The organism is Halomonas sp. Ps84H-12, from assembly GCF_024124725.1.
Lineage (GTDB): Bacteria > Pseudomonadota > Gammaproteobacteria > Pseudomonadales > Halomonadaceae > Vreelandella > Vreelandella aquamarina.
Map to the genome: position 1 here is coordinate 38,542 of NZ_JAMXSJ010000023.1, position 22,188 is coordinate 60,729.

A 22,188-nucleotide genomic window follows, 5' to 3' on the forward strand; every position below is an offset into this window, starting at 1 on the left:
TAGAATCGCCCACACTGCACACTACTGCCGGGAGCGCGTGTGACTGACTCAGGTTGGATATTATATAAACGGTTATTGGGTTACGTTAAGCCACACTGGCGTGCGTTTGCGCTGGCGGTGGTGGGTTTTGTGATTTACGCAGCTTCAAGTACCGCGCTGGCGGAAATGATGAAGCGGCTGATTGATGGGATTCAAAACCCAGACGCCGATTTTCGGTTTTTCCTGCCGCTGTTTGTAGTACTCATGTTTGCCTCTCGCGGGCTGGGCACTTTTCTGAGCACCTACTTTATGGCCTACGTGGGGCGCTATGTGATTCATACGCTGCGCTGCGATGTGTTTGCCCACTTGCTTCACCTGCCAGGTCGTTTTTTCGATCACCACTCCAGCGGCCACTTGGTATCAAGGGTCACTTACCACGTTGAGCAGGTAGCCGGTGCAGCGACCAATGCGGTGACAATCATCCTGCGTGAGGGGTTGTTTGTCGTGGGGCTGGTAGGCTATCTATTCTGGACCAACTGGATGCTAACGCTGCTGTTTTTGGGTGTTACTCCGATTATTGCCGGTGTGGTGAGCTATGTGAGCAAGCGCTTTCGGCGTATCTCCAAGCGTATTCAACACTCCATGGGCGATGTGACTCATGTGGCTTCTGAGGCGCTTTCGGGCTATCGCGTGGTACGTACCCACGGCGCAGAAGCGTACGAGAAACAGCGTTTTGAGCGCGTGAGTGAAGAGAACCGTCGCCAGAGTATGAAAGAGGCCATGACCCGAGCGGTTAGTTCGCCTGTCGTGCTCATGCTGGTGGCGATCTCTATGGCGCTGCTAGTGTGGCTGGCCATGGCGCCCTCGCTGATGGAAAACATGACGCCGGGGGAGTTTGTCGCCTTTATCACCGCCGCTGCCCTGATGATTAAGCCGGTGCGCCAGCTCACCGAGATTAACAGCGAGATTCAGAAGGGCATCGCAGCGGCCTCTGAGCTGTTTGGCCTGTTAGACCTCACCCCTGAACAGGATGAAGGCTCTCTCATTCCCAGCAAGCTAACGGGCAATGTGGTGATTGAGAACGTCAGCTTCCGCTATGGTGACGACCAGCCCAGCGTACTGCACAACGTGAATCTTAACGTTGCTCCCGGCGAGCTGGTGGCTATTGTGGGCCGCTCGGGCAGCGGTAAATCAACGCTCGTCAGCCTGCTGCCGCGTTTCTATCGCCCCAGTGAAGGGCAGATTTTGATTGATGGCGTGAATGCCGATGAGTACGCCTTAGGGCCGCTGCGCCAGAATATTGCCCTGGTGTCCCAGCAGGTCACCCTGTTTAACGCCTCCATTGCTGACAATATTGCTTACGGCGTGGCTGACCCAGACCCGGCCGCCATTAAGGCGGCTGCCGAGGCAGCCTACGCCAGCGAGTTTATTGAAAAGCTGCCAGAAAGTTACGCCACGGTCGTCGGCGAGAATGGGGTGATGCTCTCGGGTGGGCAGCGCCAGCGGCTCGCCATCGCCCGGGCCATTTTTAAAGATGCGCCCATTCTGATTCTGGATGAAGCGACCTCCGCACTGGATACCGAGTCAGAGCGCTATATCCAAAAAGCGTTGGAGCACGTGTGTGAAGGGCGCACCACCCTGGTCATAGCTCACCGACTCTCCACCATTGAGCGTGCCGACCGCATTCTAGTGATGGATCAAGGGCGGATTATTGAGCAGGGTACCCATCAGGCGCTGCTTGAAAAAGGTGGGGCCTACGCCGCGCTGCACCAGCTTCAGTTTCAGGAGAGTGAATGAGTCTTGCTCAGCGCTGGATAAAGGCTGCCTATGGCGGCAGTAACTGGCTAGTACCGCTCTATCCGTTGGGTAATTTATACCGTTATCTTATGGGGCGGCGAGCACAGTGTTACCGCGAGGGAAATAAACCAGTTTGGCAAGCACCGGTGCCGGTGATCGTGGTGGGCAATATTACGTTAGGCGGTACGGGTAAGTCACCGCTTGTGGCCTGGCTTAGCCGTTGGCTGGTACAGCAGGGATTTTCACCCGGTATCGTCACCCGCGGCTATGGCGGTAAAGCGCCGCACTATCCTCTGTTAGTAACGCCTTCTACAGACCCAGCGCATAGCGGTGATGAACCACTGATGCTGGCACAGCAAACCGGAGTACCGGTGGTGGCGGACCCGCAGCGAGCGCGGGGTGCTGAAAGGTTGGTGCAACAGGGCTGCGATGTACTGATTAGCGATGACGGCTTGCAGCACTTGGCCTTAGGGCGCGATATTGAACTGGTGGTTATCGATGGTGCTCGTGGGCTAGGCAATCAGCGCTGCCTGCCCGCTGGGCCTTTAAGAGAGGCGCCCGGGCGACTTGCAAGTGTGGACGCTGTGATTGTCAACGGAGCGCTACAACGCCCGCTGGAAATATCTAGTGTGGCTATGCAGCTGGTACCTCAGCGCTGGCGCCAGCTGCCTACTGGGCAGCACTATCCGTTGCAGCCGCTGCCATTTGCGCTGCCGGTGCATGGGCTGGCAGGTATTGGCAACCCTCAGCGTTTTTTCAATACGCTACGGGAGTTAGGCGTGGAAGGGGAGATGCATCCCCTGGCAGACCACCAGCCATTTGATGAACACACGTTTCAATTTATGCCGCCACGACCAATCATTATGACGGCGAAAGACGCCGTAAAGTGTCAGGCGTTTGCACCGTCTGATAGCTGGGTATTAGAGGTGGAGGCGCAGCTTCCACAAGCATTTGAGGACTGGCTGGCAAACAGGCTGTCCGTACTGACACAAAGGGGATGCACCGATGGATAAGGAACTATTGGCAATGCTGGTTTGCCCGCTCTGCAACGGCAAACTGAAGTATGATCGTGACGCCCAAGAGCTTTGCTGCCACTACGACGGTTTAGCCTATCCCATACAGGATGGCATTCCTGTCATGCTGCCTGAAGAGGCACGGCAAATGGGTGCTGATGAAAAGTTACCTACCTCGCCTGGCCGCACCGGAGAGGCGTGATGTCTGATGTTACGCCGCAATTTATTGCCGTTGTCCCCGCTCGTTTTGGCTCCTCTCGCTTGCCGGGCAAACCGCTATTAGAGATCGCCGGTGAGCCCATGGTGGCCCATGTGTGGCGGCGAGCCTGTCAAAGCCAGGCCAACCGCGTAGTGGTGGCGACAGACGATACGCGGATTCGCGATGCCATGCTGCCCTATGGAGCTGACGTAGTGATGACTCGCGATGACCACCCCTCGGGCACTGACCGGCTCGCCGAGGTCTCCGACCATCTAGGCCTAAGTGATGACACGCTGGTCGTGAATGTGCAGGGGGATGAGCCGCTGATTCCTCCGGCACTTATTGATCAGGTCGCACTGCGCCTGGCGGATGACCCCGAGGCGGCGATTGCCACCCTAGCCGAGCCGATTGCGGATGTTGATACGCTGTTTAATCCTAACGTGGTGAAAGTCGTGCGGTCGCTACAGGGGCGGGCGCTCTACTTCTCGCGAGCGCCGATTCCCTGGGATCGCGAGCACTTTAAAGCACAGCCAAGCCTACTAGAAACCGATGCTTGGCTGCGCCATATTGGGATCTACGCCTACCGAGCGAGTTTCTTAGCCGCCTATCGGGATCTAGCGCCCTCCAGCCTGGAGCAGTTGGAGCAGTTGGAGCAGCTTCGGGCACTACAGCATGGCTACGCTATTCAAGTGGCGCTGGCGAGCGCGATAAACCCCGCCGGAGTCGATACGGAAGAGGATTTGGCGCGGGTAAGGTCGCTGTTGTCTGCCGAGCGTGAAGGAGGCATTTCATGACGCGTGTTCTCTTTGTTTGCCTGGGCAATATTTGCCGTTCACCAACCGCGGAGGGCGTTTTTCAGCAGGCGCTCGACCGTGCAGGGTTAAGCAAACGCGTGGAAATCGACTCCTGCGGTGTTGGCAGTTGGCATGTTGGCAAAGCGCCCGACCCCCGTGCCCAGGCAGCCGCGCTGCGCCGTGGTATCGATATTAGCCATCTGCGCGCCCGTCAGTTAAAAGCGAGTGACTTCCTGGAATTCGACTACGTGCTGGGCATGGACAGCGATAACCTGGCGGCGATGCAGGCGCTAAAACCGGCCGACAGCCAGGCTAAGGTAGGGCTGTTGTTGGAGTATGCAGGACTCGCGAATACCGATGTTCCTGATCCTTATTACGGCGGAGAAGCGGGCTTTGAGCAGGTATTGGATATGATTGAGCAAGCCAGTACCGGACTGATTGCAGAGCTGACCTGTGGGCGCTGATAGCTTGGATGGGGCATCCGTCTGGGTGGACCTCACTACAGCCAATACGCTTCGCCTACCTTGCCAAGCGGCGCGCTACATTGCACCGACAACGCTCTCTAGCCTGCAGGCTGCCTTGTATAGCGCGCGTATTCATCAGTGGCCAATTACCCTGCTAGGCGGTGGCAGTAATGTGCTGCTGCCACCAACGCTTCACGGTATGGCGCTTCGCCCGGCACTTCGCCATTGGTGGCTGGAGCGCAGTGGTGATGACGTCACCGCCTATGTGGGTGCCGGTGTGAGCTGGCATGCCTTGGTAATGGCATTGGCGACGCATGGCTTGTGGGGGGTTGAAAATTTAGCGTTGATCCCTGGCGATTGCGGCGCTGCACCGGTACAAAATATTGGTGCTTATGGTGTCGAGCTCAGCGATGTGTTGAAAGCAGTCCAGGTTGCCGAGTTGGCCACTGGCGAGATGTACTGGTTGAACGCTGATGCGTGCCAGTTTGGCTATCGCGACAGTATTTTCAAGCGAGCACTAGCGGGTAAGGTAGTGATCACCCAACTTGCGCTGCGGCTGTCCGCCACGCCGAGGCCCGTGCTGGGTTATGGCGATTTGGCGGCTCGCGTGTCGGAGTCACCGACCCCTTTGTCCGTGGCTCAAGCGGTCTGTGCGATTCGCCAGGAAAAATTGCCTGACCCAGCTGTGCTAGCGAATGCGGGCAGTTTCTTCAAGAATCCGCTAGTGAGCAATGAGCATACGCATCGGCTGTTGAAGGAGTATCCAGACATGCCGTATTTTCCTCAGCCCAATAACCAAACTAAGCTGGCAGCAGGCTGGCTGATTGACCAGTGCGGCTTAAAGGGGCAGCGCCTGGGAGCATTTGGCGTCCATGAGCGCCAAGCGTTAGTGCTGGTGCACTTTGGGGGAGGAGATCGCCCAGGACTGCTGAGTTTTGCAGACACTATTGCTCAGACCGTGTTTGATCGGTTTGGTGTATTGCTAGAGCTAGAACCGCGGGTGATCTAACGTCTGCTTATCTTTACCACCCATAAAAAACCCCGCCGAAGCGGGGTTGTTTGTTGCGAGCACTTACTCTTGCGAGTTTTGCTGTGCCTGCTGCTTGCGTAGTTCGCGCGGGTCGTTATGGGCACGACGGCGACGACGCGGTTTTGGCGCCTCCTCATCAGCTGTCGGGGCCTCGCTAACGGGATTTGCCGCTGGCGCATTGTCGGCGGGTTGCGCTGACACGTTCTCTTGCTCTTCTGGAGCAGGGGCCGCTTCCATCTTGGTAGCCGTCTCGTCGTGAGCTTCAGCAGCTGGCTGCTCGCTCGCTTCTGTTGAAGGCTCTTGATCCGCCGCCGGTGAAGGCGCTTTCGCCGTTGAGGGCTCTTCACTGACTGTTGGTGCTGAAGCTTCTTCATCCGTAGAAGCCGCTGCTTCGGCGTTGGCAACCAGAGTGTCTTTAACGCTGTCCTGCTCAGCAGTCTCAGCAGTCTCATTCGCTACTGTCTGAGTCTGAGGCTCTTCCGTGGGCACTGTGCTTTCAGCAGCAGCTTCTGCCGTACTTGCTTCTGCAGCTGCGTCATTCGCTTTTGGCTCGCGCTCTGCGACGTGCTCGGCAGCGGTTTGCGGCGCTTCTGTGGCGTCTTGGGCTGCTGTTTCTTGAGCCACCGGCGGCTGTTCCGCTTTGAGGTCGTCAGTTTGAGCATCGGCGGCCTTGGTCTCGTCAGCGTTTGGCGCGCTCAAGGCTGCTGCATCGCTGCTGTCAGCCGCTGGTGTGCTGGTGGCTTCGTGCTGCACTGACTCAGGCTGAGCCTGACGGCGCTGGCGCGTCGACTTGCGCGCTTTGGCGGCGCTGTTGGCCGGGCGCTCAGCAGTTGTGCTGTCATCCGCTGCCGCTTGAGCCTGCTCAGCGCTATCGTCTTTTTCGCTGCTTACTTGCTCAGTTGCTGGCTTGTCAGCCGGTGTTGGCGATGCTTCCGTGTTGTTGTCAGGCGCGCTAGCGGCTTCAGATGTCGCTGTGGCTGCCGGGGCTTCTTGGGGCTGAGGTGCCTGCTCCGCTTCTGCCTGCAGCTTCAGCTGTTCTGCTTCCGCTTGAGGGTTTAGCGCCTGCTTGCGCGAACGATGACGCGGGTTGTTACGCGTACGCTTCGGCTTGCCGTCGTCTTGCTTGCTGTCGTCAGCCTGGGCCGTAGGCGTACGTTCATCGCTTTTGGGCTTGGCATCACGTGGCTTGTCACGACGGTTATCCGGCTGGACGGCAGGCTTGGCTGCCTCCTCTTTAGGAGCGTCCTTGTTTACGGGCTCTTTCTGATGCGTGTTTTTCGCGTTCTCTTGGGCCTTGGCATCGTCCTGCTGCGGATGACGACGACGGTTGCGGGTGCGGCTGGGGCCGCTGCGCTTATCGCTTGCATCGTCATTGCGAGGAGTGGCATTACCGGATGGCGTGCTGCTGCGCTGCTCGTTTTTGGCCCTGGTGTCGCTGCGCTCCTGAACAGGTTTGGAGCGGCGTTCACTGCGTTGCGGGCGGCTACTCTTCGGCTGTTCAGTCTGCTTACTTGGTGCCTGGGCTTCCTGAGCTGGCTGCTGGCTGCCGTCATCGCCGCCCAGCAGTTTAGCAAAGCCGCGGATAAAGCGGCCAAGCACGCTGGGCTGTTCAGCAGTAGCGGCGGGTGCAGGGGTGGCTGCAGCCGCTTTAGCAGGCGTTTCTTCTGTTTGCAGCGATGCCGGTGCTGGGGCGTTGTGTACTACGCTCTTAACGGCCGCTTCGGCCCGCTGTGCAGGCGGTGCAAAGCTAGGGTCAGGTTCTTTGCCAACATCGGTGTCGGTAGACAGCTCGAAGCTGGAGAGCGTATGGCTCTCGTCTTCGTCCAAATGGTCATCCCGCAGGCGCTGAACATCGTAGTGCGGAGTATCCATTTCTGGGCTGGGTAGCAGCACCACGCGAACGCCTTGGCGAGACTCGATATCTGCCAGTACGCTGCGCTTTTCATTTAGCAGGTAAGTGGCCACCGGTACCGGCAAGATGGCGCGAATCTGCGCGCTGCGCTCTTTCATTGCCTCTTCTTCAATCAGGCGCATGATCGAGAGCGATAGTGAACGCACGTCGCGGATGGTGCCTTGGCCGTTACAGCGTGGGCACACTACGCCGCTTGTTTCGCCCAGGGAGGGGCGTAGGCGCTGGCGCGACATTTCCATTAAGCCAAAGCGTGAAATGCGCCCAATTTGTACCCGAGCACGATCTAGCTTCAGAGCATCGCGCATGCGGTTTTCGACTTCACGCTGGTTGCGCGCAGGGCCCATGTCGATGAAGTCGATCACGACCAAGCCGCCAATATCTCGCAAGCGAAGCTGACGGGCAATTTCGTCGGCCGCTTCGGAATTGGTTTGCAGCGCTGTTTCTTCGATATCACTGCCCCGCGTAGCACGCGCGGAGTTGATGTCGATGGACACCAGAGCTTCAGTGTGGTCGATTACAATCGAGCCACCAGAGGGCAGTTTTACTTCCCGCTGGTAAGCGGTTTCAATTTGCGACTCAATCTGGAAGCGAGAGAAGAGGGGGACCTCATCTGCGTACAGCTTAATTTTCTGCTGGTAAGAGGGCATCACCTGGCGGATAAATGCCAGCGCCTCGGCGTGAATCTCGGGGCTGTCGATCAGCACCTCGCCGATATCCTGACGAAGGTAGTCGCGCATGGCGCGAATGATGACGTTGGATTCACGGTAGATTAAGAACGGTGCAGAACGCTTACCGGCTTCTGTGGTGATGGACTCCCATACCTGAACGAGATAATCCAAGTCCCACTGAAGCTCTTCTGGGCTACGGCCAATGCCTGCGGTGCGAACAATGAGGCCCATTTTGTCGGGCACAGTAAGTTGGCCCATGGCGTCTTTTAACTGGCTGCGATCATCCCCTTCAATACGGCGCGAAATACCGCCCGCACGAGGATTGTTGGGCATCAAGACGAGGAAGCGACCTGCCAAGCTAATAAAGGTGGTCAGCGCTGCCCCTTTGTTGCCGCGCTCCTCTTTATCGACCTGAACAATGACTTCTTGGCCTTCTTTGAGCACTTCTTTAATGCTCGGACGGCCAGAGACATCTTTGACAAAATATTCGCGGGAGATTTCTTTCAGCGGAAGGAAGCCGTGGCGCTCAGCGCCAAAGTCAACAAAAGCAGCTTCGAGCGAGGGTTCTACACGGGTGATTTTACCCCGATAAATATTGGCTTTTTTCTGTTCCCGAGCGCCAGATTCAATATCTAAATCATACAGGCGCTGTCCATCTACCAGTGCGACCCGCAGCTCTTCCGGCTGGGTCGCGTTAATTAGCATCCGTTTCATGTTGTCTCACGTAGCATGGCGTGCCGAAGCGCTTTTAAAGGCTAGCGTCGGCGAATCGCTGGGTGCTGCGTGCTTGTGCTCGGCGCATGGTTATGCTGACGCATTAAGCCGGGAAGGCAGTTCTGCCGACCCGGCCGAAAGGGCGTTGAGTACGTGGCGGCGGCAGAACATGTTTCGGTGGCTGTCACGTCCATCCGGCTCTGCTGACACCGCCCACACCTGGCATTCATCGATTCACCAACGCCGGTATCGGCACAGCGTTGATCTTTGCGCCCCAGAATTGGCAGTGCCTTGTGACGAAAAGGGGCTGCCACTCTGAAGCGTAACGTTTATTTAGTGACGGGCCTGCCGTTGCTGGCATGACCTGACGCTCTCTGTCGTTACCCATTTACTTAACGGCAGAGTTACTACATTTCAATACGTGATAAGCAGGTAGTGCGTACACTGATCCATGCTTTTTCGCTCTGACCTGCGTGTTTGTCGGGCAGGTGCGAAGGCAAAACGTGGGCAATCATTCGCCATACAAGGATTATATAAGCGGGCCACGTTCGGCCCGGCCACGTTGGCCGATGAGCGCTTTGGAATATAACAGTAAAGACAACCACCAGCAATTGACGCAATGCCGGTGGGTCTACGTTAGAATGCCGTTTTTAGCCTGACGTTAAAGAATGTCACCAGGAGTGCGCGGCAATGTCCGAAGGGCGTGAAGTACAGTGGGTGGATATTGCCCCGGAACAAGCGGGTCAGCGAATCGATAATTTTTTAATGACCCGGCTAAAAGGTGCACCTCGTGCATTGATCTACCGCATCGTGCGTAAGGGTGAGGTTCGGGTCAATAAGAAACGGGTAAAAGTGGATTATCGCCTGCAAGCGGGCGATTTAGTACGTGTTCCGCCACTGCGCCTAGCGCCTAAAGAGGCGGTGAAAGAGGTGAGCGATAATCTGCGCGACCTGCTTGTCGGCAGCGTCATTATGGAAGGGCCCGACTGGATGGTGCTGAATAAGCCGTCAGGCTTAGCAGTCCATGGTGGCAGTGGCGTTAAGATTGGTCTCATCGAGGCGTTGCGCCAAGTGCGGGACGACCTAACGTTCCTGGAGTTAGTGCACCGCCTGGATCGTGATACCTCAGGTTGTTTGCTGCTCGCCAAGTCTCGCGATGCGCTGGTAACCCTTAATGAGGCGTTGAAAAAGCACGGCATGGATAAGCGCTACTTGGCGCTGGTGGCCGGGCGCTGGCCGGCCCGTAAAACTTATGAAAGTGCTCGGTTGGACCGTTTTGATGCAGGTAACGGCGAACGGCGCGTGCGGGTAGATCCCAACGGTAAAGTGTCGCGCACCCACTTCTCTGTAGTGGAAACCTTTGAAAAGGTCACGTTAATTGAGGCTGAGCCCGTTACGGGGCGCACACACCAGATTCGTGTGCACGCAGCCCATGCTGGCCATGCGCTGCTGGGGGATGATAAGTACGCTACTCGTGAGAGCGGCTTGTTAACCAAGCAGCTGGGGTTGGGGCGACTTTTCCTCCATGCACGCTCGTTAACATTCCCCGAGCCTGGCAATGGCAGGCCGGTGACGGTAAAAGCGCCGCTTCCGGAGGCGCTTGAAGAGACGCTCAAGCGCGCACGTCAATAAAAGAGAACTGTTATGCGCTATGAGCTAATTATTTTCGATTGGGACGGCACACTCATGGATTCTGTGCCGAAGATTGTTTCCTGTATGCAAGCAGCAGCGGCAGACGCTGAATGGGGTGAGCTTGAAGTCAGCGCCATTGAAGACATTATTGGGCTGGGTCTTCCTGAGGCGATTGCCAAACTCTGCCCAGGCATTGAGCCAGAGCAGGCGGAGCGCTTGCGCCAGCGCTATTCCCATCACTTTGTTCATGGTGACACTACGCCTATGCCCTTTTTTGATGGGGTTGAAGCGCAGTTGGCAAAGCTGAGAGAGCGGCCCCAGCAGCGGCTTGCGGTGGCGACGGGTAAAAGCCGTCGTGGGCTTGATCGGGTTTTTAATGAAACAGGTAGCGGGGGGCTGTTCCACACTAGCCGGACTGCTGACGAAACGCGCTCTAAGCCCCACCCGCAAATGCTGCTAGAGATTTTGGCTGAGCTTCAGGTTCCAGCAGAGCGAGCGGTAATGGTGGGCGATACTGAGTATGATCTTGAAATGGCGCGTGCTATCGGTATGGATCGGGTGGGCGTAACTTACGGAGTGCATACTCCCGCTCGGCTAGCCGCTAGCCAGCCGGTGTGGGTCGCTGAAGACGTGCCGTCGCTATTTGACTGGCTGCGTCATGCATAAGGGCGTCCTTAAACGAAGAGTAGGAGCTGACGATGAGTGATGAGCAGCAGCGCGGTGGTGACAGTGAAGAGGCTTCTCAAGGTGAAGATCAGCGTGGTGTTCATGATCGCTGGACCCAGGGGCCGGATGTCTCCACCAAGGCACAAGAGTCACCGTTGCCAGGTGGGCAGGATGACGATGCGGAAATACTCAGAGAGCGTCAGCGCCTAGCGCAGCTTGAAATGATGGATCGCTGGATTGGTGGCGTCTTGACCGAGCAGCGTAGAACACGCCGTTGGAAGCTGTTTTTTCGGCTGATGCTGCTGGCGCTAGTGCTGGTATCACTCACGGTTACGTTATATCGCGTGTTTTTAGCCGAGCCGTCAGCCGCGGTGCCTGCGCAGCAACATCTTGCATTGGTGGAAGTGCATGGCGTGATCGCCAACGATTCGCCCGCTAATGCTGAGCGTATTATTCAAGGGTTAAACCGGGCTTGGGAGAGTCAAAGCGCGTCGGCAGTGGTGCTGCATATTGATAGCCCTGGTGGAAGCCCAGTGCAGTCGCAGCGTATTTACTCGGAGGTTATGCGGCTGCGTGAGCAGGGAGATAAGCCGATTATTGCCGTGATCGAGGATATCGGTGCCAGCGGGGCGTACTATATTGCCGCCGCGGCGGATGAGATAGTGGCATCTCCCGCCAGCTTGGTGGGCTCTATTGGGGTGATCTATGCCGGTTTTGGCTTTCAAGAAGCTATTGATGAGCTGGGCGTCGAGCGGCGGGTGATGACTGCAGGCGAGAACAAGGCGTTTTTAGATCCGTTCCAGCCCTTGGATGAGGAGGTGGCTCGTTTCTGGCAGAGCGTGCTCGCTCAAACTCATGAGCAGTTCATCAATGATGTACAGGCTGGGCGTGGTGATCGTTTGAGTGATAGCCCGGAGATCTTTTCCGGGCTGATCTGGAGCGGTGAGCAGGCGCTTGGCTTGGGGCTGGTCGATGAGTTGGCAAGCCTTGAACAGGTGGCGCGTGCTCAGGTGGGTGAGGCATCATGGGAGAACTATACGCCCCGCCTGGATCCCTTTGAGCGCCTAACGCGGCGTTTTACCCAGGCCGCAGCGGAAGTGCTTGGCTTGCACAGTAGTCATGCGCCTATAAAGTTTCAGGCGCAGTAGCATTAGGCATCGCCAAGCGGGTTCATGCCTGCTTGGCGAAGCATGTCGCACAAGGCAATCAGCGGCAGACCGATCAGCGCATTGGGGTCACGCCCCTCTAAGCGCTCAAACAGAGCAATGCCTAAGCCTTCCATGCGAAAACTGCCGGCGCTATCCAGTGGCTGCTCTATTGCTACGTAGCGCTCAATCTCCCGCTCGCTCAGCGTGCGGAACACCACGTCAAACGGTTCGATATGGACCTGATGGCGCTGGTGGCGCGTGTCTAATAAGGCCAGGCCAGTTAAAAAAGTGACTCGTTGGCCTGAGAAGCGGGCTAAGTGAGCGCAGGCCCGCTCCGTAGTATGGGGTTTGCCGAGAATATCCCCTTCAAACAGAGCAATCTGATCAGAACCAATAATGCAGTGATTGGGGAAACGTTCCGCGACGGCATTAGCCTTGCTCAATGCTAGGCGGTGAACGAGTGCCTTTGGTGACTCGTCTGGAAGTGGCGTTTCGTCAATATCGGGCGAGTAGCATTGGTAGGGCAGGTGTAGCCTGTCCAGCAGCGCTTGGCGGAAGCGCGAGCTGGAGGCGAGCACAAGAGGGGCGTTTTGCGTTTGCGGCACTATCGTCTCCTTGTGGCCTGAATGGCGCAATATGTACTGGCAATGAGTGTAGCGAAAGCCCAGCGGCATGCCTATTGACGCTGTTTTCATCGATAAACCGATAAGAATTATGCCATGAGCTTTGACACCAGGAGGGCGAGTGCCTATCATTGCGCGCCTATGTTGACCTCACAACTCCCCAGCCGGGTTGAGCCTTATAAGCTTGCAGCCCGCCGCGAACGACTTGAAGGCTTAGTGGCGCTGAATAAGCTGCCCCGCCTCGCTGAAGAAGCGGGTGACCAAACCGGCGACTGTCACGTCGTGCTTGGGTTTGGTGTAGATGCCCAAGGCCGTCGCGAAATTCGTGGCCATTTGCAAGCGACCCTGGCGCTGCCTTGTCGCCGCTGTATGGTGCCGCTTAGCCAAGACGTTTCCAGTGACTTCCTGCTTGGAATGATTACCGACGAAGCCTTGGCGGCCGAGCTGCCTGCCAGTCATGAGCCGGTGCTGGTGGAAAATGAACAGCTGGACTTGCTGACGGTAGTTGAGGATGAATTAATCCTCAGCCTGCCGCAGGTGGTCTATCACGATGAGACCGAATGCCATGTCTCGGCGGAGCAGCTGGTCAGCAAGACCGAAGGCGCGGCGGATGAATCCGCTTCAGCCAAGAATCCTTTCGCGGTGCTCAATGCTTTGAAAAGCAGTGGCGCTTTGAAAGGCAAAAAGTAAGCATCACTTACCCTATATACCTTGGAGTAAACACCCATGGCAGTTCAACAGAACCGTAAAACTCGTTCCAAGCGCGGCATGCGTCGTAGCCACGATGCGTTGAGCGCACCGACTCTGTCCCAGGACAAAGAAACCGGTACCACTCACCTGCGTCACCACGTTTCTCCGGATGGTTTCTACCGTGGTCGTAAGGTAGTTGAGGTTTAATCCTTAACTCTCTAACGAGTGGCGAAACAGAGTGGGTGCATTGCGCCTAGCGATTGATGTCATGGGGGGTGACCAAGGCCCTCGTGTCATCATAGAGGGCTCTGCAAGGGCAGTGATTGAACGTCCTGACCTAGAGCTCGCTCTGTTTGGCCCGCGTCAGCGTGTTGTCGCTGAGCTTTCGCGCTTGCCGCAGCCCTTGGCTGCGGCAGCGTCACGTTTAGTCGTCTGCGATGCGCCTGATACTGTGTCACAAGATGCTTCTGCTGCCTGGGCGTTACGCTCTGGGGATAAGACCAGCATGGTGCATATGTTGCGTTATGTGGCACAAGGTTATGCTGCAGCGGGTGTTAGTGCAGGAAACACCGGTGCACTAGTCGCGCTTGCAAGGCGTGAGCTTGGTATGCTGCCAGGCTTTTCCAGACCTGCTATCAGTACGGCGATTCCTGCACGGGGTGGTCGTCGCTGTTATTTGCTGGATTTAGGCGCAAATGTGGACTCGCCCGCATCACGGCTAGTGGATTTTGCCATGATGGGTGCGGCAATGGCGCAATGTATGGATGGTATTAATTGCCCTCGAGTCGCGCTATTGAATGTTGGCGCGGAAGCGACCAAGGGCAGTGCGACGGTGCGAGAGGCTGACCGGCTGCTGCGTGAGCGCGCTACCACATTAAGTTTTGCTTATCAGGGGTATGCCGAAGGTGGTGACATCTTCCAGGGCGATATTGATGTCATGGTCTGCGATGGCTTTGTTGGTAACGTGGTGCTCAAGGCGAGCGAAGGTTTGACCCGTATGCTGGTGGAGCGTGTGCAGATGGCGTTTGAGTCACGCCTATGCGGGCGCTTAGCAAGTTTACTGGCCAAACCTGTGCTGAAGCGGCTAAAGCAGGAGCTTGACCCCGTTCGTTATAATGGCGCAAGCCTACTTGGGTTAAAACGTATTGTGGTGAAAAGCCATGGTGGCGCCCGTGCAGATGGGTTCTACTATGCTATTCAGCGAGCGCTGCAGGAAGTAGAACATGACTTGCCTACTCAGCTTGCCAAACACTGGGCTTAGCTCAGTGGGCAGATGAGTGGGTTACAGCAATGCGTTGCACGACTTTTGCGGGTTATCGGCGGCAGTAGGATGTGCCAACAGCCGTTTTATAACGGGGCCGATAGCCACGCCTATCGCTCAACTGAGCAAATGCCTACAAGAGCAAAGGTGAACGACATGTCTCAACCCCTTGCCCTCATTTTTCCCGGGCAAGGCTCTCAGCAGCTTGGAATGCTGCGAGAGCTAGCCGAGCGTTACAGTGTGGTGGGAACGACATTTGAGGAAGCGTCTGACGCGCTGGGCTACGATTTATGGAAAGTAGTCCAAGAAGGGCCGGAAGAAGCGTTGAATTCCACGGCTTGCACGCAGCCTGCGCTGCTGACATCAAGCGTTGCCATCTGGCGCGTCTGGCAGGAGCTGGAAGGCCCTCGCCCCAGCGTGATGGCGGGCCATAGCCTGGGTGAGTATAGCGCTATGGTCTGTGCGGGCGTGATGGGCTTTGCAGAGGGTGTCCAACTGGTGCGCCTGCGCGGAGAGGCAATGCAAGAAGCTGTACCTGCTGGTGAAGGCGGAATGGCCGCCATTCTTGGGCTTGATGACAGCGCGGTGGAAGCCGCTTGCACAAGCGCTGCCCAGGGCGATGTCGTTTCTGCAGTTAACTATAACTCCCCGGGTCAGGTCGTCATTGCTGGTAGCAAAGCAGCCGTTGAGCGTGCCATTGCTGCTTGCCAAGAAGCGGGCGCTAAGCGCGCACTTGCCCTCCCTGTGTCTGTTCCTTCTCACTGCGCGCTGATGCGACCTGCTGCTGAGCGTCTTGCCGAAGCGATGCAGGCGATTGAGCTACGTGCCCCTCGCTATACTGTTATTCAGAACGTCGATGCCCAGGCACATGCAGATGTTGATACGCTGCGCACTCGTTTAATTGAGCAGCTCTACCAGCCAGTACGTTGGTCCTCCTGCGTTGAAGCAATGTCTGAGCAAGGTGCTAATGTCTTCATTGAGTGTGGCCCAGGCAAAGTGCTGACAGGTCTTAATAAACGTATTGTGCGCGGTGCCAAGGGGCTAGCGGTGAATGACCCCGATAGCTTGGATGCAGCGCTTGAGCTTGCGCGAGAAACATTAGCAGGTAGTGCGTGATAAACGGCTATTTTCAGCTACCCTTGCTTAGTTCAGTGGAAGGAAACGTGTTATGACGCAAGAAAAACGAGTTGCCTTGGTGACCGGTGCGAGCCGCGGCATTGGTCGCGCTATCGCCCATGAACTGGGCCGCCAAGGGCGTATTGTCATCGGCACAGCGACCAGCAAATCTGGCGCAGAAAAAATCGATGCCGACCTGAAAGCTAACGGGGTTGAAGGCGCTGGTATGTGCCTGAACGTGACGGACCAAGCGAGCATTGATGAGGTCCTGAAAACCATTGGCGAGCGTTTTGGCGCCCCGACTATTTTGGTTAACAATGCGGGTATCACTCGTGATAACCTCCTGATGCGGATGAAAGAGGAGGAGTGGGATTCCGTCATGGATACCAACCTCAAATCTGTATATCGCGTCAGCAAAGCGTGTCTTCGTGGCATGACCAAGGCGCGTTTCGGGCGGATTGTATCGATCAGCTCTGTAGTGGCAACCATGGGCAACCTGGGCCAAACTAACTACGCTGCTGCTAAGGCAGGTATGGAAGGCTTTAGCCGGGCGTTGGCGCGAGAGGTTGCTTCCCGTGCCATTACCGTAAACGCCGTTGCGCCTGGTTTTATCGCCACCGACATGACCGAAGCGCTGCCTGAAGCCCAGCATGAAATGCTGCTAAAGCAGATTCCGCTGGCACGCTTAGGTGGGCCGGAAGAGATCGCCGCAGCGGTTGGCTTTTTAACCAGCGATGCCGCAGGCTATATCACTGGTGAAACGCTGCACGTGAACGGCGGTATGAATATGCGTTGATGGCCTTAGGCTTGGCGGTTGCGTCAACTTAAGGGCGTCTATAAACTACCCCGCAGCTTTTGGCTTGCGGTTTCCAAATAGCTGGTTATCTCTAACAGCTAATGTGAACGACTGGAGTACGTTGATGAGTACTATTGAAGAGCGCGTTAAGAAAGTTGTGGCAGAGCGCCTGAACGTTAAAGAAGAAGACATCCAGAATAGCTCTTCTTTCACTGAAGACTTGGGTGCCGACTCTCTGGACACCGTTGAACTGGTGATGGCTTTGGAAGAGGAGTTCGATACTGAAATTCCTGACGAAGAAGCTGAAAAAATCACCACGGTTCAAGAAGCCATCGACTACGTAAACGCCCACCAGTAAGGGCGCGGTCGACGCTGTGAACCAGGGTGGGGTGCTCACCCATCCGTCTTAAAAAAGCCGTCCTGATATGGGGCGGCTTTTTTGCTTTACGCTCACAATGAATATAACGTTCAATCTCCGTTATACTAGTCACCAAATTTCTGCAGCAAATGACCCAGATGGGTCGTGTCACCATGGATGCCTGGAGGAAACTGATGGCGCGAAGAAGGGTAGTGGTAACTGGGTTAGGCCTGGTGACCCCAGTGGGCAATAGTGTCAATGAGTCGTGGGCGAACATTGTCGCCGGTAAAAGCGGCATAGCGCCTATTGAGCACTTTGATACCAGTGGCTTCAATACGCGGTTTGGCGGTTCGGTAAAGAATTTTGATATCAGCCCTTATCTGAACCCCAAAGACGCTCGCAAAATGGATCTGTTCATTCAGTATGGTATGGCTGCCGGTGCTCAGGCGGTACAGGATTCAGGGATAGAGTGCACAGAGGAGAATGCTGAGCGCATCGGCGTGGCGATTGGCTCTGGAATTGGTGGGCTGCCAATGATTGAGCATAACCATAATGCGCTCAATAAAGGCGGTGCACGTCGGGTATCACCGTTTTTTGTGCCTGGTTCTATTATCAATATGATTTCCGGCAACATGGCGATCCAGCACGGCTTTAAAGGGCCGAATATTGCGATTACCACGGCTTGCACCACCGGTACCCATAATATTGGCTACAGCGCGCGCACCATCGCCTACGGCGATGCGGATGTCATGATTTGTGGCGGCGCAGAAATGGCCACCACACCATTAGGTTTGGGTGGCTTCTCTGCCGCGCGCGCGCTCTCAACGCGCAACGATGACCCGCAAGCAGCGAGCCGTCCTTGGGATGCCGACCGCGATGGCTTTGTGCTGTCTGATGGTGCAGGGGTGCTGGTGCTAGAAGAGTACGAGCATGCGAAAGCCCGTGGCGCCACTATCTACGCGGAGCTGGCTGGCTTTGGTATGAGTGATGACGCCTACCATATGACCGCTCCGCCCGAGGATGGTCGCGGTGCCGCACTCTCCATGCGCAATGCGATTAAAGATGCCGCTATTGATCCGGCAGACGTGCAGTATATCAACGCCCATGGCACATCAACTGCTGCCGGCGATTTGGCTGAAAGTCGCGCTATTGAAAAAGTGTTGGGCAGTGCGGCCCAGCAGGTGGCCGTTAGCTCAACCAAGTCGATGATTGGCCACCTATTGGGTGCCGCCGGTGCGGTAGAGGCGGTATTCAGCATTCTAGCAATCCGTGACCAGGTCGCCCCGCCCACCATCAACCTGGATAACCCCCAGGAGGGCTGCAACCTCGACTACGTACCCCATACCGCGCGGGATATGCGTATTGATATCGCGCTCTCCAACTCGTTCGGGTTTGGTGGCACTAACGGCTCCCTGCTGTTCAAAAAGGTATAACTCTTTATGCCCATGCCCCAGGTGCCATTTGATGACCGCGGGCTAGCGTATGGCGACGGTGTATTTGAAACAGTGCTGCTGCGCGATGGGGTACCCGTACTTTGGGATTATCACCTCGCGCGCTTGGAACAGGGCTGTCGGCGCTTGAATATCCCGTTGCCTACCTCTCAACAGCTGGCGCAGGTGTGGCAGTCGCCCCCTGCGGCAGCGCTGGAAGTACTTAAATTAATATTGACACGCGGAAGCGGTGGCCGAGGCTACGCGCTGCCTGATCCTCCTGAGCCCAGGCTGATCTTTCGGCGAACGCCTTTTGTTACCAACGGGCAGCGGTGGCAACACGGTGTCTGCGTACGTTTGTGCCATCTTCGTTTAGGGCATCAACCGCTGCTTGCGGGCATCAAACACCTTAACCGTTTGGAGAATGTGCTAGCTCGCCAGGAGTGGCAAGAGAGCCATATTGCCGAAGGCCTGTTAGCGGACCAATCAGGCGAAATGGTGGAAGCAACCAGTATGAACCTCTTCTGGTCAACGGAAGGGCGTCTTTTGACCCCCCGGGTAAACCGCTGCGGCGTGGCAGGTACTCTGCGCGCTGCGCTATTGGCTAACGGCGTTATTGAGGAAGAGGGGCTGACAGTCTCGGAACTACCACAGGTTGAGCGCCTTTGGGTAGGTAATTCGGTACAGGGCGTGTGGCCTGTGTGTGAATTGCTTGATACGCAGGGCGGCCTGATCGCGACTTGGCCTGTGTTAGCAGGGCCAGACCCACTGCAGGGTGAGGCTCACCGCCTGCTGGGCTATCCCAGTATGTTTCCCGCATCAGAATCCAAATAAATAGATTGAGGTGTCAACGTGAAACGGTTACTTACCGTCTTTGGAATATTGGTTGTGCTGGCCGTTGCCGCTGCGCTCGGCGGTTATGCTTATTGGCAGCAGCGTCTAGCGGCGCCAATTGCGGTAGAGGAACCCACCCTATATCAAGTGCCTGCCGGAGCTGGTTTTAATCAAGTCATTCGCGATTTAGAGGCGCAAGGAGTGCTTGAGGATGCCTGGGCATTTAAGCTACTGGCGCGGATAGACCCAGAGCAGATGCCAAGTCTACGGGTTGGCGAGTACCGCCTCACACCGGGGATGAGTGGGCGAGAGGTGATGGCCCTGTTGGGCAGTAATAACGTGGTGACTTATTCGCTGACCGTGCCTGAAGGATGGACCTTTCGCCAAATGCGTGCGCTGCTAAATAGTGCGCCGAAGCTTGAACACCGTACGGCAGACATGAGTGACGAAGAAGTCATGACGCTGCTGGACCGTGAGGGCACCTTTCCTGAAGGTTGGTTCTTCCCCGATACCTACCGCTATCATCTGGGCATGAGCGATGTCGATATTTTGAGCCAAGCGTTAAATCGGATGGAGCGCATTTTGGAGCAAGTGTGGGCGGAACGGGATGACGATTTAACCATTGAAACGCCCTATGAAGCGCTAATTATGGCATCGCTGATTGAGCGGGAAACCGGGGCGCCTGAAGAGCGCAGAGAGATTGCTGGAGTATTTAAGCGCCGGATGGAGCGTGGCATGCGTCTGCAAACAGACCCCACGGTAATATACGGCATGGGCGAGCGCTATGATGGCCGCATCACACGGGCAGACCTACGTGAAGCCACCTCTTACAATACTTATGTGATTGACGGCATGCCGCCGACGCCGATTGCCATGCCAGGGCGAGCCTCATTGGAGGCGGCGGTGAAGCCGCTACCCGGCGAAACGCTCTATTTTGTGTCCCGAGGTGACGGCACGCATCACTTCTCGCGCACATTACGCGAGCATAACAATGCCGTGAATCGCTATATTCGAAACCGTTAAATAGCTAAACACTGAACATGTCGATGGCGTATCTATTGAGTAAGGGGCAGCAATGAGCAAACGCGGACGCTTCATCACCCTAGAAGGCGGTGAGGGAGTCGGTAAGTCTACCAATATGGCGTTTGTCGAAGCATGGCTAACGGCCCAGGGAATGGAAGTGGTACGAACCCGTGAACCGGGTGGTACCCCCCGCGCAGAAGCAATTCGTGAGCTGTTGCTTGACCCTGCCCCCCAAGAGCCGCTGAGCGTTGATGCCGAGCTGTTACTGGTCTTTGCGGCCCGTGCACAGCATCTAGCGGAAAAAATCCTGCCAGCGTTGGCACGAGGTGCCTGGGTAGTATGTGACCGTTTTACCGATGCCACCTTTGCCTATCAAGGCGGCGGGCGCGGGATCAACCCCGCACGCATTGCGCAGTTAGAGCAATTTGTACAGCAAGGCCTTGCCCCTGATCTCACTCTGCTGCTGGATATGTCGCCCGAAGCTGCCAAAGAGCGGTTAGAGGGCCGCCTACGCGAGCTAAATACCCAGCGTGACCGGTTTGAGCAAGAGCAGACGGATTTCTTTATGGCGGTACGCCAAGCTTATTTGGATCGCGCGGCCGCTTCGCCTGAGCGCTTTGCGGTGATTGATGCAGCTCAGCCGCTAGAGGTGGTTCAAGCGGCGCTAAGCCACGTATTGGAAGAACGGGTTGCCCAATGGCAATAACTGGCGTATTGCCCTGGCATCAGGCCACTTGGCAGCAGCTGGTGCGCCTTGCCAACAGCGGGCGCATGCCCCATGCCTTGCTGATTAGCGGTGCCCACGGGGTTGGCAAGCAGCAGTTGGCAGAAGCGTTGATCGCTAGAACGCTATGTGCCCAGCCCGGCGAGCAGGCTTGCGGGCAGTGTCACAGCTGCGCCATGTTGGCCTCTGGCTATCACCCTGATCTACTGCGGGTGTCTCCAGAAGAGGGCAAGCGCCAAATCCGCATTGACCCCGTTCGCGAAGTGAATCGGTTTGTCTCGCAAACGGCGCAGCAGGGTGGCTACCGAGTGATTGTGATCTCACCTGCTGAAGCCATGAATATTGCCGCCGCCAACGCGCTGTTAAAAAGCCTGGAAGAACCCGGCGATAAAACGTTATTTATCCTACTTTCAGATGTGCCCTCCCGCACGCTGCCAACGATTCGTTCGCGCTGCCAGCAGTGGCCCCTAGCAAGCGTGCCCTTTGATGACTGTAAAGGGTGGCTGACCCAGCAGCTGGGTGGTGATGAAGCTCACTTCTGGTGGCAAGTATCAGGCGGCCTTCCCCTGTTAGCGGTTGAGCTGGCCGCTCCCGATGAACGGGCGCTGCGCCACCAGATTCACGACTGTTTCGAACAGTTAGTGCGCGGGGCAGAGCCTGTTTCAGAGGCGGCGAGGCTGGATCGCCAAGCGATTGATGCGATCTTATGGTACGGTATTGCTTGGCTTGAAGACTTGATTCGTCTGGGACTATCGGGCGAGCAGAGCGTGCTACACAATCCTGATTTAACGCCGCTTTATCGCCAGGCGGTGAAAAATGGCCGCGTACAGGACTGGTTCCGGCTATTAGATTACGCCAGAGAGCAGCGCCGCTTGCTGGCCGTTGGAGCAAACCCGAATCCACAGCTGGTGCTTGAAGCTTGGCTGGTGCGCTGGTCTGCGCTGCTGCGCTCCTGACAATCTAATGCAATGAGGTAGTGATGGCTGCTCAAAAAGCACTCTCTTTAACGATACCCGACGTGCCCACGCTGCTATCTGCCTATATGCCGTTTTTGGATCGAGGCGGTATTTTTGTGCCTACCAAAACGTTGTATAGCCTCGGGCAACCCGTTGTACTGCTGCTAACGCTGCCAGGGGAGAGCGAGCGACTCTCCGTCACCGGTCAGGTGATTTGGATCTCGCCAGAAGGTGTTAGTGGCCGAAGACTGCCAGGCATTGGCGTGCACTTTAGTCAGCAAGATTACTCTGTGCGTGACCGTATCGAGACCCTGTTAGCCGGGCAGCTTGATAAAGCGCCTCCCTCGTTTACGCTCTAAGC

The 22,188-nt window shown here is 56.5% G+C and carries 23 protein-coding genes; 21 read left to right on the plus strand and 2 right to left on the minus strand.

Annotated features, from left to right (window positions below; genetic code table 11):
• The first annotated feature begins 39 nt into the window (after positions 1-39).
• The 6 genes from msbA to murB are packed head-to-tail and all read left to right on the plus strand — an operon-like array spanning position 40 to position 5,255.
• On the plus strand, positions 40-1,776 hold the full coding sequence (gene msbA / locus NH344_RS12020; RefSeq protein ID WP_172514584.1) for a lipid A export permease/ATP-binding protein MsbA: 1,737 nt from the start codon (positions 40-42) through the stop codon (positions 1,774-1,776).
• Positions 1,773-2,789: a tetraacyldisaccharide 4'-kinase gene (gene lpxK / locus NH344_RS12025; protein WP_074210476.1), complete on the plus strand. Its 1,017-nt coding sequence runs from the start codon at positions 1,773-1,775 to the stop codon at positions 2,787-2,789. The genes msbA and lpxK overlap by 4 nt, the downstream gene beginning before the upstream one ends.
• Positions 2,782-2,991: a Trm112 family protein gene (locus NH344_RS12030; protein WP_054641055.1), complete on the plus strand. Its 210-nt coding sequence runs from the start codon at positions 2,782-2,784 to the stop codon at positions 2,989-2,991. The genes lpxK and NH344_RS12030 overlap by 8 nt, the downstream gene beginning before the upstream one ends.
• Positions 2,991-3,782: a 3-deoxy-manno-octulosonate cytidylyltransferase gene (kdsB, locus tag NH344_RS12035; RefSeq protein ID WP_044629208.1), complete on the plus strand. Its 792-nt coding sequence runs from the start codon at positions 2,991-2,993 to the stop codon at positions 3,780-3,782. The genes NH344_RS12030 and kdsB overlap by 1 nt, the downstream gene beginning before the upstream one ends.
• Positions 3,779-4,246 (plus strand): low molecular weight protein-tyrosine-phosphatase, encoded by a 468-nt coding sequence (locus tag NH344_RS12040; protein WP_044629209.1) that lies wholly within the window; start codon positions 3,779-3,781, stop codon positions 4,244-4,246. Before kdsB ends, NH344_RS12040 begins: the two co-directional genes overlap by 4 nt.
• 25 nt (positions 4,247-4,271) lie before the next feature.
• Positions 4,272-5,255, plus strand: a complete 984-nt coding sequence (murB, locus tag NH344_RS12045) for a UDP-N-acetylmuramate dehydrogenase (RefSeq protein ID WP_228219230.1) — start codon at positions 4,272-4,274, stop codon at positions 5,253-5,255.
• 63 nt (positions 5,256-5,318) lie between these two features.
• Here the strand turns inward: murB and rne are convergent, their stop codons facing one another.
• A complete protein-coding gene (gene rne / locus NH344_RS12050; protein ID WP_172514583.1) occupies positions 5,319-8,570 on the minus strand; it encodes a ribonuclease E in 3,252 nt (1,083 codons plus the stop codon).
• Positions 8,571-9,260: 690 nt separating this feature from the next.
• Between rne and NH344_RS12055 the strand changes: the two genes are divergently transcribed.
• From NH344_RS12055 to sppA, 3 genes are read left to right on the plus strand one after another with little or no spacing between them, the layout of a single operon-like run.
• The gene (locus NH344_RS12055) at positions 9,261-10,202 is read left to right on the plus strand and encodes an RluA family pseudouridine synthase (protein ID WP_054645061.1); all 942 of its coding nucleotides are present in this window, start codon (positions 9,261-9,263) and stop codon (positions 10,200-10,202) included.
• Positions 10,203-10,214: 12 nt separating this feature from the next.
• On the plus strand, positions 10,215-10,868 hold the full coding sequence (locus NH344_RS12060; protein ID WP_044629212.1) for an HAD-IA family hydrolase: 654 nt from the start codon (positions 10,215-10,217) through the stop codon (positions 10,866-10,868).
• Positions 10,869-10,900: 32 nt separating this feature from the next.
• The gene (gene sppA, locus NH344_RS12065) at positions 10,901-12,016 is read left to right on the plus strand and encodes a signal peptide peptidase SppA (RefSeq protein WP_044629213.1); all 1,116 of its coding nucleotides are present in this window, start codon (positions 10,901-10,903) and stop codon (positions 12,014-12,016) included.
• A 2-nt stretch (positions 12,017-12,018) separates the two neighbouring features.
• On the opposite strand, the gene NH344_RS12070 is transcribed toward sppA, so the two are convergent.
• A complete protein-coding gene (locus tag NH344_RS12070; RefSeq protein WP_074210477.1) occupies positions 12,019-12,621 on the minus strand; it encodes a nucleoside triphosphate pyrophosphatase in 603 nt (200 codons plus the stop codon).
• A gap of 159 nt (positions 12,622-12,780) precedes the next feature.
• Here NH344_RS12070 and NH344_RS12075 point away from each other — a divergent pair, with 159 nt between their 5' ends.
• From NH344_RS12075 to NH344_RS12130, 12 genes are all read left to right on the plus strand, one after another.
• Entirely contained in the window at positions 12,781-13,329 is a 549-nt protein-coding gene (locus NH344_RS12075; RefSeq protein ID WP_044629215.1) for a YceD family protein, read from the plus strand.
• 36 nt (positions 13,330-13,365) lie between these two features.
• Positions 13,366-13,536: a 50S ribosomal protein L32 gene (gene rpmF / locus NH344_RS12080; protein ID WP_009099300.1), complete on the plus strand. Its 171-nt coding sequence runs from the start codon at positions 13,366-13,368 to the stop codon at positions 13,534-13,536.
• Positions 13,537-13,576: 40 nt separating this feature from the next.
• Entirely contained in the window at positions 13,577-14,590 is a 1,014-nt protein-coding gene (gene plsX, locus NH344_RS12085) for a phosphate acyltransferase PlsX (protein ID WP_172515675.1), read from the plus strand.
• Positions 14,591-14,746: 156 nt separating this feature from the next.
• Positions 14,747-15,706 carry an ACP S-malonyltransferase gene (gene fabD / locus NH344_RS12090; protein WP_044629216.1) on the plus strand — a complete coding sequence of 320 codons (960 nt, stop codon included), beginning with the start codon at positions 14,747-14,749 and terminating at the stop codon, positions 15,704-15,706.
• A gap of 52 nt (positions 15,707-15,758) precedes the next feature.
• On the plus strand, positions 15,759-16,502 hold the full coding sequence (gene fabG, locus NH344_RS12095; RefSeq protein WP_058577892.1) for a 3-oxoacyl-ACP reductase FabG: 744 nt from the start codon (positions 15,759-15,761) through the stop codon (positions 16,500-16,502).
• A gap of 124 nt (positions 16,503-16,626) precedes the next feature.
• Complete coding sequence (acpP, locus tag NH344_RS12100) at positions 16,627-16,860, plus strand: acyl carrier protein (RefSeq protein WP_008956801.1); 234 nt, start codon at positions 16,627-16,629, stop codon at positions 16,858-16,860.
• 194 nt (positions 16,861-17,054) lie between these two features.
• Positions 17,055-18,293 (plus strand): beta-ketoacyl-ACP synthase II, encoded by a 1,239-nt coding sequence (gene fabF, locus NH344_RS12105; RefSeq protein ID WP_044629218.1) that lies wholly within the window; start codon positions 17,055-17,057, stop codon positions 18,291-18,293.
• Between the two features lie 6 nt (positions 18,294-18,299).
• Positions 18,300-19,124, plus strand: coding sequence for an aminodeoxychorismate lyase (pabC, locus tag NH344_RS12110; protein ID WP_062360069.1), 825 nt, complete (start codon positions 18,300-18,302; stop codon positions 19,122-19,124).
• An 18-nt stretch (positions 19,125-19,142) separates the two neighbouring features.
• Positions 19,143-20,147, plus strand: a complete 1,005-nt coding sequence (mltG, locus tag NH344_RS12115) for an endolytic transglycosylase MltG (RefSeq protein ID WP_253027958.1) — start codon at positions 19,143-19,145, stop codon at positions 20,145-20,147.
• A gap of 52 nt (positions 20,148-20,199) precedes the next feature.
• Positions 20,200-20,853 (plus strand): dTMP kinase, encoded by a 654-nt coding sequence (gene tmk / locus NH344_RS12120; protein WP_044629221.1) that lies wholly within the window; start codon positions 20,200-20,202, stop codon positions 20,851-20,853.
• Positions 20,844-21,827: a DNA polymerase III subunit delta' gene (locus NH344_RS12125; RefSeq protein WP_044629222.1), complete on the plus strand. Its 984-nt coding sequence runs from the start codon at positions 20,844-20,846 to the stop codon at positions 21,825-21,827. Before tmk ends, NH344_RS12125 begins: the two co-directional genes overlap by 10 nt.
• 23 nt (positions 21,828-21,850) lie before the next feature.
• Positions 21,851-22,186: a PilZ domain-containing protein gene (locus tag NH344_RS12130; protein ID WP_058577895.1), complete on the plus strand. Its 336-nt coding sequence runs from the start codon at positions 21,851-21,853 to the stop codon at positions 22,184-22,186.
• Positions 22,187-22,188: the final 2 nt, after the last annotated feature.

Coding starts and splice junctions, on each gene's coding strand:
- NH344_RS12130 (WP_058577895.1), top strand. CDS start 21,851: ATGGCTGCTCAAAAAGCACTCTCTTTAACGATACCCGACGTGCCCACG.
- kdsB (WP_044629208.1), top strand. CDS start 2,991: ATGTCTGATGTTACGCCGCAATTTATTGCCGTTGTCCCCGCTCGTTTT.
- fabD (WP_044629216.1), top strand. CDS start 14,747: ATGTCTCAACCCCTTGCCCTCATTTTTCCCGGGCAAGGCTCTCAGCAG.
- NH344_RS12030 (WP_054641055.1), top strand. CDS start 2,782: ATGGATAAGGAACTATTGGCAATGCTGGTTTGCCCGCTCTGCAACGGC.
- NH344_RS12040 (WP_044629209.1), top strand. CDS start 3,779: ATGACGCGTGTTCTCTTTGTTTGCCTGGGCAATATTTGCCGTTCACCA.
- fabG (WP_058577892.1), top strand. CDS start 15,759: ATGACGCAAGAAAAACGAGTTGCCTTGGTGACCGGTGCGAGCCGCGGC.
- fabF (WP_044629218.1), top strand. CDS start 17,055: ATGGCGCGAAGAAGGGTAGTGGTAACTGGGTTAGGCCTGGTGACCCCA.
- acpP (WP_008956801.1), top strand. CDS start 16,627: ATGAGTACTATTGAAGAGCGCGTTAAGAAAGTTGTGGCAGAGCGCCTG.
- NH344_RS12055 (WP_054645061.1), top strand. CDS start 9,261: ATGTCCGAAGGGCGTGAAGTACAGTGGGTGGATATTGCCCCGGAACAA.
- tmk (WP_044629221.1), top strand. CDS start 20,200: ATGAGCAAACGCGGACGCTTCATCACCCTAGAAGGCGGTGAGGGAGTC.
- NH344_RS12075 (WP_044629215.1), top strand. CDS start 12,781: ATGTTGACCTCACAACTCCCCAGCCGGGTTGAGCCTTATAAGCTTGCA.
- pabC (WP_062360069.1), top strand. CDS start 18,300: ATGCCCATGCCCCAGGTGCCATTTGATGACCGCGGGCTAGCGTATGGC.
- lpxK (WP_074210476.1), top strand. CDS start 1,773: ATGAGTCTTGCTCAGCGCTGGATAAAGGCTGCCTATGGCGGCAGTAAC.
- sppA (WP_044629213.1), top strand. CDS start 10,901: ATGAGTGATGAGCAGCAGCGCGGTGGTGACAGTGAAGAGGCTTCTCAA.
- NH344_RS12125 (WP_044629222.1), top strand. CDS start 20,844: ATGGCAATAACTGGCGTATTGCCCTGGCATCAGGCCACTTGGCAGCAG.
- NH344_RS12060 (WP_044629212.1), top strand. CDS start 10,215: ATGCGCTATGAGCTAATTATTTTCGATTGGGACGGCACACTCATGGAT.
- rpmF (WP_009099300.1), top strand. CDS start 13,366: ATGGCAGTTCAACAGAACCGTAAAACTCGTTCCAAGCGCGGCATGCGT.
- rne (WP_172514583.1), bottom strand. CDS start 8,570: ATGAAACGGATGCTAATTAACGCGACCCAGCCGGAAGAGCTGCGGGTC.